Source organism: Rhodoplanes roseus (genome assembly GCF_003258865.1).
Lineage (GTDB): Bacteria > Pseudomonadota > Alphaproteobacteria > Rhizobiales > Xanthobacteraceae > Rhodoplanes > Rhodoplanes roseus.
The window spans coordinates 1-4,015 of sequence record NZ_NPEX01000405.1 but is presented as its reverse complement, the minus strand read 5'-3'; the positions used below and the strand labels follow the sequence as shown (position 1 = coordinate 4,015).

At 69.3% G+C, this 4,015-nt stretch carries 4 protein-coding genes and 1 pseudogene; 4 read left to right on the top strand and 1 reads right to left on the bottom strand.

The window, feature by feature from the left end:
- The gene (locus CH341_RS29090) at positions 1–393 is read right to left on the bottom strand and encodes a hypothetical protein (RefSeq protein ID WP_111422752.1); all 393 of its coding nucleotides are present in this window, start codon (positions 391–393) and stop codon (positions 1–3) included.
- A gap of 270 nt (positions 394–663) precedes the next feature.
- Between CH341_RS29090 and CH341_RS29085 the strand changes: the two genes are divergently transcribed.
- The 4 genes and pseudogenes from CH341_RS29085 to CH341_RS29070 all read left to right on the top strand — a co-directional run.
- Positions 664–1,560: a LysR family transcriptional regulator gene (locus CH341_RS29085; RefSeq protein ID WP_170149856.1), complete on the top strand. Its 897-nt coding sequence runs from the start codon at positions 664–666 to the stop codon at positions 1,558–1,560.
- Positions 1,561–1,804: 244 nt separating this feature from the next.
- Positions 1,805–2,683 (top strand): amidohydrolase family protein, encoded by an 879-nt coding sequence (locus CH341_RS29080; protein WP_111422747.1) that lies wholly within the window; start codon positions 1,805–1,807, stop codon positions 2,681–2,683.
- 26 nt (positions 2,684–2,709) lie between these two features.
- Entirely contained in the window at positions 2,710–3,723 is a 1,014-nt protein-coding gene (locus tag CH341_RS29075) for a Bug family tripartite tricarboxylate transporter substrate binding protein (protein ID WP_111422745.1), read from the top strand.
- 197 nt (positions 3,724–3,920) lie between these two features.
- A pseudogene (locus CH341_RS29070) lies at positions 3,921–4,015 on the top strand (PIG-L domain-containing protein); the annotation flags it as partial.

Sequence of the window (4,015 nt, the reverse complement as noted above, 5' to 3'; positions counted from 1 at the left end):
TTAAGGAAGCGAATGCGAGCAAATCGCCCGATGCTTCCACCGACGGCAACGATGGTCAGTTCGTGCGCGTTGTCCGCGCCGCCACCGCCGCCGCGCGATCCGCTCGCGGCGGGCGCAGACGCGCGCGATCCGGCGCGTCACCGCCGACAGACGGTCGAGCGCGTGGTCGACCCGCACGGCCTCCAGCCGATAGCGTCCGCCCATCCGGTCCAGCAGATCGTGCGGCGTCAGGGCGGGCGGTGCGCCGGCCGCGCCCGGGATCTCGCAGCGGCCGATCAGCGCGCCGGTCTCGCCGTCCCACGCGGCGACCAGATAGGTGCGGCCCGCGAGCGGTCCAGCGGCCCTCACCGAATAGGCATAGCCCGGATCGGACCGATCCGGCAGCGACGACACGGACGCTCGGCTCACGATGCTGCCCCTCACGCACGACCTGGTGGGGCGATCCTGCGGGTCGGATCCTCTCCGGCCGGGTAAGAATCCGCGCTGCCGGCCGGCGTATTCGTCGGCATGCCGAAGGCGCCGTCGCCCCGTTCGCTAAAATTGTCCGCATCGGTCGGCATTGGTCCCCGGCGGCGGACCAAGCGCGGCGAATGGTCCGGCCGCGCCCGTATCGGCGTGCCGCCGGCCCCGCTAAGATGCCGCGACTGTTGTCGGGGATTCGTCGTGCGTATCGATTTTCTCGGACTGGAGGCGTTTCTCAGCATCGCCGAGCGTGGCAGCTTCCATCGCGCTGCCGCGAACCTCAATCTGTCGCAGACGGCGCTGAGCCACCGGATGCGCAAGCTCGAGGACGACCTCGGCGTCAAGCTCCTGGTGCGGACGACCCGCCACGTGGCGCTGACGCCGGCTGGCCTCGACCTGCTGCCGAAGGCGCGCCGGATCCTCGACGAGGCGGTTCGCTCGTTCGAGGATCTGCGGCGGCAGGGCCGCGCCCAGCAGGAGCGCCTCGCGATCGGCTGCCTGCCGACCATCTCGACCCGCTACATCCCGCGCGTCCTCGCCGAGTTCATGCTGCTCTATCCCGGGCTCGACGTTCAGGTGTTCGACAACTCGGCGAGCGAGATCGCCGATCACGTGCAGTCGGGCCGCGCCGAGTTCGGCATCACCATCGTGTCGGTGAACCGCTGGGACCTGGAGATCACCGAGTTGCTGAAGGAGCCTTTCGTGCTGGTCTGCCCGGCGGAGCACACCTTCGCGGCGCGCAAGGCCATCACCTGGGCGGATCTCGAGGGCCAGCCGCTGGTGCGCGTCAGCCCGCAGACCGGCAACCGCGTCCTCATCGACGACGCGCTGGGACCGCGGCGAGAATCGCTGACGTGGCGCTTCGAGGTGCAGCATCTCTCCACGGCGGTGAGCCTGGTGAGCGCCGGCGTCGGCCTCGCCGTGGTCCCCCGCTTGGCCGTCGAGGCGAGCGGCAAGACCGGCGTCGCCACGGTGGCGCTGCGCAACCCCAGCGTCACCCGCGCTCTCGGCGTCGTGGTGAAGCGGGGTCTGCCGTTGTCGCCCGCGGCCGAGGATCTGCTGCGCCTGATCAGTCGTACATTACGGAGCCGGAGCTGAGGGGGGGGGTGGGGAGATCCCCTCGCGCGTGCTCCGGGACTGCACGGCGACCCGGCCGGCGCTGCCCACCGCTGATGCACAAGATTCATGAATGCCCGCAATAATGTCATTTGATTGCGCACTGCTCCGGCGCGAATGTCCGGCTGCGGGACGGGCCGTTCACACCTGATCGGCCTCCCGTCCGTGTTCCCCTGCGCCGGACCTCCCCGTCCCTCCGGTCCTGCCGCAGGCACGAGAGGCCATCATGAACGCCATTCCGACGATCCCGCCGCCCCATCCCGATCCGCACGCGCCGGCCTTCAAGCTGCCGCCGCTCGCCTGCGATACCCATTGCCACGTGTTCGGACCCGACGCGAAATACCCCTACGTCGCCGACCGTCCCTACACGCCGCCGGACGCGCCGCTCTCCAAGCTGCAGTGGCTGCAGGCGCGCATGGGCATCGAACGTGCCGTGCTGGTGAACGCCACGCCGCACGGTCGTGACAATCTGGTGGTGACCGACGCGATCGCGGCGAGCGGCGGTCGCTACAAGGGCATCGCCAATGTCGATGCGAGCTTCTCGGACGCCGAGATCGGCCGGCTCGCTGCCGCCGGCGTCGTCGGCTGCCGCTTCACCTTCCTGGCCCGGCTCGGCGGCCGGCCGGACATGAGCACCTTCGAGACCGTCGTGAAGCGCATCGCGCCGCACGGCTGGCACGTCGATCTCTACCTGCCGGCCAAGGATCTCGACAACTTCGCGCCCGTGCTCGATGCGCTGCCGATCACCTATGTGATCGATCACATCGGCGTCGTCGACGCCAAGCTGGGGCCCGAGCAGGCCGCCTTCCGGGCTCTGGTCGCACGTTACGAGCGCGACCCGAAGTGCTGGATCAAGTTGACCGGCGCCGAGCGCGTCTCCTCGTCCGGCGCGCCCTATCACGACGTCGTTCCCCTCGCCAAGCGCCTGATCGAGGTCGATCCGGACCGCCTGCTGTGGGGCACCGACTGGCCGCATCCCAACGTGCCGGCCATGCCCGACGACGGCGATCTCGTCGATCTCGTCCCTCTCTATGCCCCCGATCCAGCCGTGCGGCAGAAGCTGCTGGTCGACAATCCGGCCCGCCTGTTCGGCTTCGCCGCCTGACCGTCACACGACGGAAAGGACCTTCCATGACCCATGACCTCACCCGCGCCCCGAGCCGTCGCACGCTGCTGCGTGGTGCCGCGGGGTGCCTCGTCGGCGGACTGTCGGCGCCGTTCGTCGTCTCCGCCTCGGCCTGGGCGCAGGCCAAGTACCCGAACCGTCCGATCAAGGTGGTGGTGCCGTTCGGCGCCGGCGGCGTCGCCGACATCACGGTGCGCATCGTCACCGAGCGGCTCGGCGACAAGATCGGCGCCCGCTTCGTGATCGAGAACGCCCCCGGTGCCGGCGGCTCGCTCGCCGCCACCCGGGTCGCCTCCTCGGCCCCGGACGGCTACACGCTCGCGCTGTTCTCCAACGGCACCGCCGTCAGTGTCGGGCTGTTCAAGCAGCTCCCCTTCGATCCGGTCAACGGCTTCGTACCGATCTCGACCCTCGGCCTGTTCGACTTCATCCTCGCGACCAACAAGCAGAGCGGCTACACCAAGCTCGCCGATCTGGTGGCCGACGCCAAGGCGCGGCCCGGCGTGCTCAACATCGCGACCGTGATCGCCGGCTCGACCCAGAACCTGTCGGGCGTCCTGTTCAACTCCGTCGCCGACATCAAGACCGAGATCGTGGTGTATCGCACCACGCCGGACGCATTGGTCTCGGTGCTGCGCAACGACGCCCAGTTGATCATCGACTCCTACGCGTCGCTGAAGGGCTCGGTGGAGGACAAGAACCTCGTCGCGCTGGCCACCTCGGGCGCCCAGCAGTCGCCGGTGCTGCCCGACGTGCCGCCGGCCGCCGCGACCGTGCCGGGTTTCGACGCGACCTCGTGGAACGCGCTGTTCGCCAAGACCGGCACGCCAGAGGAGTATGTCCGTATCCTCAATGCCGGCCTGCAGGAGGTGCTGGTCGAGCCGGAGGTGAAGCGGAAGCTGCTCGAGCTCGGCATCGTCGCCTCGGCCTCGACGCAGGGCGAGCTGTCCGAACGACTGACGGGCGACATCAAGCGCTGGTCCGCCGTCATCGAGAAGGCGGGCATTCCGAAGCAGTAGAGTTTCTGGGACCCCCGGTGTTGCTGCCCTCTCCTCACGTGGGGTTGCGGCTGTTGTCGTAACAAGAGGGTGCCCGAGCGAAGCTCGGGCGGGTGGGGGGCGTGCGGCAGTGTCGGAGCTCGCGGCCCGCCCCCACATCCGGCTCGCTCGCTTCGGCGACCGTGCGGGTCGACAGGTCAAATCAGAGAGAGGTTTCCATGAGCAAGACAGGTCTGGTCGTCACCGCCCATCCGGGCGATTTCGTGTGGCGCGCCGGCGGCGCCATCGCGCTGCACGCCAAGAAGGGCTACCG